Consider the following 2,731-nt stretch of genomic DNA (forward strand, 5'->3'; position numbering starts at 1 on the left):
GGTCAGAAAACTCTTGCATAACGGACGGTAACCACAGAAGAAATCCGCGTCGAACAGGTCATCCAGATCATGCGGGCTGGCCCTGCTGATACAGTGCGCGGCTGAGCATGGGCGATAAGGACCGCCGTATTCTGACCTATGGGGATGAGAAGATCCGAGTGGAACTGCTGCCCCGTGCGCGCCCCGGCACAACCCTGCGCATCAAGGTGCATCCCGACCTGACTGTGCAGGTGGTTGTTCCCGAAGGCACAACAGAGACGGATCTGGACAGGGCATTAAAACAGAAAACCCGCTGGATCTGGCAGAAACTGCGGGACTTCCGGGCGGTGCAGGAACATGCCACGCCACGCATGTATGTCAGCGGGGAAAGCCACTTCTATCTGGGACGACGGCATCTGCTGAAAGTGCATCATCAACCCGATGCGCCTGAGACCGTGCGGATGTTGCGCGGGCGGTTGGAAGTGTCCGTGCAGGAACGCAACGCCTTGCGGATTCAGAAGCTGCTGGAACTCTGGTATTTTGCGAGAGCGCAAGAGGTGTTTCGGAACCGCCTTGATGCGCTGCTGCCGTCAGCACTCTGGGTCACCACGTCCCCTGCCCTGAAGCTCCAGGTGATGCAGACGCAGTGGGGCAATTGCTCACCGGGCGGCACCATCACGCTGAACCCGCATCTGGTCAAAGCCCCGCGTGACTGCATTGATTATGTGATCCTGCATGAACTGTGCCATCTGAAGGAGCACAATCATGGACCTGCCTTCTGGGCTCTTCTGGCGCGTATCATGCCGGACTGGGAGCGGCATAAGGTCCGGCTGGATGGGATGGCGGAATTGGTGTTGCAAAAATAGTGCTATAATTGTCGGCAATGGGGGGGAGAAGCTGAATGTCCGTTGTCGGAATAGAAGAATAGATAACAGACGTTTCCTAACGCCAAGAGAGCGCCTCAATTTATCAAGGGATCCTACAAAAAAGTATATATAAATTATAGTGCATATATTTCATAATTTATTTTCCGCACCACTCTTTTCGTCAGAACACTCAGCAGAATATTCAACAACATAGTCTCCTGCAGGAAGATGTGTATTGCGAGTTAAGGCGCGGATGTGCACGTTAAAATCAAAATTCGTACCAGTTCCTGCAGCCACATGTACGGGCGGACACCCTTCAGGTTTTGATAGCAATACTACTTTCACATGAGGCACGCTATTCATTTCCGGTTCGAAAGAACCAGACCCAGTCATAAGGACGAGTTTGCGCGATAGATTTATAGAAAGAACGCCGCTCTGGTAATAGCAATCGCAATTATCGTGTATCGTCTGAGTTGCGTTAACCGCTTGGTCAGATAAATCACGTTTCCGTTGTCTATTGACCTCCTTGATTTCCTCAACCACAGACGGCGCAATTTCCTCGCCAGATTTCTTTGCTACTAACTCCAAAAAATGAAGGGTTTGATAGATATAAATGTTTTGTTTGGACTTATCATGAAATTCTTTAATTAACTCCAATCGCGGCCCTATTGTCTTTCCAGACTTCTGCTCCCACCAATCTTCTTTTTGTTCTGATGTAATTAATATTACTGGCACTGACTCGCTTTTCGCATAATTTATTACCTCTGACCACAATAAAAAATCGCCGTATCCACGTTCGTCTGGCTTACTGTCATCTTTAAATCCAGGAGGTATTTTATTTTCAAATCGTCGTTTTCCTTCTTCTTTAAACGCATTTCCAACTTTACGATCAAATATATTTGAAATTCTTAAAAGAATTGGATCTTCTATCATATATTTTGGATAAGAATTTTTAATATCTACTATATTATTTTGAGTATTATGAAATAATGATGATATTTGTTTTTCAAACTCATCTATCACTGATCTTGGGATGAGACGAAAACCTTTGAGTTGAGCAACCTCATTTATTAAATTTGTATGAATTTCACTTAATTTGGATGATGCGTCCTTGAATATTTTTTCTGAATCCAAAATAACCTTTTTCCTATTAGAAAAAAATTCCTCGCATGCTTGATTGGAAATCCAAATGCGCGGAGAAAAGCTTTCTATAGCTGATAAAATTTTGTCACGAGTGGAATTATGATAACGATATAGATCAAGTAGTACGTTCGTATCTACAGTCAGAGTTGCTGTGGACCAATTTTTGTCAGCCTCTTCTGGCGAAGAATTCAGATACCATGAGAATTTTTCTTTCACAACACATCCTCCAATATCATACAATATTTTACGAGTATACATGTTGTGTCGCCTATGGATAGATCCCTGCCCTTCTCTCGTTGGCAGAAGATCCGCCAAGCAACGCGAGAGATCGCGTCTTGTACGGACGAAGCAGAAAAACTGCGGCTCTATCCCAGACTGATCTCGCGTCTTTACGAAGCAGCACAAATCGATCCTCAATGCCGTTCCCGAGCCGAATTTTATCACAGTCAGTGGCGAGTGTTGAAGCATCAAAGCAGGATGTCAAAGATCGAGGTCATTGCGGCCAAGCAGGCTGCCTAATATTGCTCTCAAACGTCCGCTCAGACGATTGCTAATGCTGAAGCCAAACAGGCAGGATACGGCTCAAGCTGATCGCAAAAATCCGAACTTTTCACGTCTGCTTTGCGCAAAGCGATTCAGAAGTCAGCAGGTCCGACATGAGACGAAAGCTGTAAGTCCGCTTTGCACACGGGAGAACGAACCCGCTACGCGGGATTGGTGCGGTGTGCAGGTCTGTCACCACG

2 protein-coding genes are annotated in these 2,731 nt (G+C 46.3%); one reads left to right on the forward strand and one right to left on the reverse strand.

What is annotated here, in order from left to right; translation table 11 throughout:
* The first annotated feature begins 107 nt into the window (after positions 1-107).
* Positions 108-845, forward strand: a complete 738-nt coding sequence (locus tag APA10_RS11575; RefSeq protein ID WP_003631286.1) for a M48 family metallopeptidase — start codon at positions 108-110, stop codon at positions 843-845.
* Between the two features lie 150 nt (positions 846-995).
* Here the strand turns inward: APA10_RS11575 and APA10_RS11580 are convergent, their stop codons facing one another.
* Positions 996-2,246 (reverse strand): PIN domain-containing protein, encoded by a 1,251-nt coding sequence (locus tag APA10_RS11580; RefSeq protein ID WP_035366763.1) that lies wholly within the window; start codon positions 2,244-2,246, stop codon positions 996-998.
* Positions 2,247-2,731: the final 485 nt, after the last annotated feature.

This window comes from Acetobacter pasteurianus subsp. pasteurianus LMG 1262 = NBRC 106471 (genome assembly GCF_000285275.1).
Taxonomy (GTDB): Bacteria; Pseudomonadota; Alphaproteobacteria; order Acetobacterales; family Acetobacteraceae; genus Acetobacter; species Acetobacter pasteurianus.

Bases quoted from the DNA above. Each gene is read 5' to 3' on its own strand.
- APA10_RS11575 (WP_003631286.1), top strand. From the start codon at position 108: ATGGGCGATAAGGACCGCCGTATTCTGACCTATGGGGATGAGAAGATC.
- APA10_RS11580 (WP_035366763.1), bottom strand. From the start codon at position 2,246: ATGTATACTCGTAAAATATTGTATGATATTGGAGGATGTGTTGTGAAA.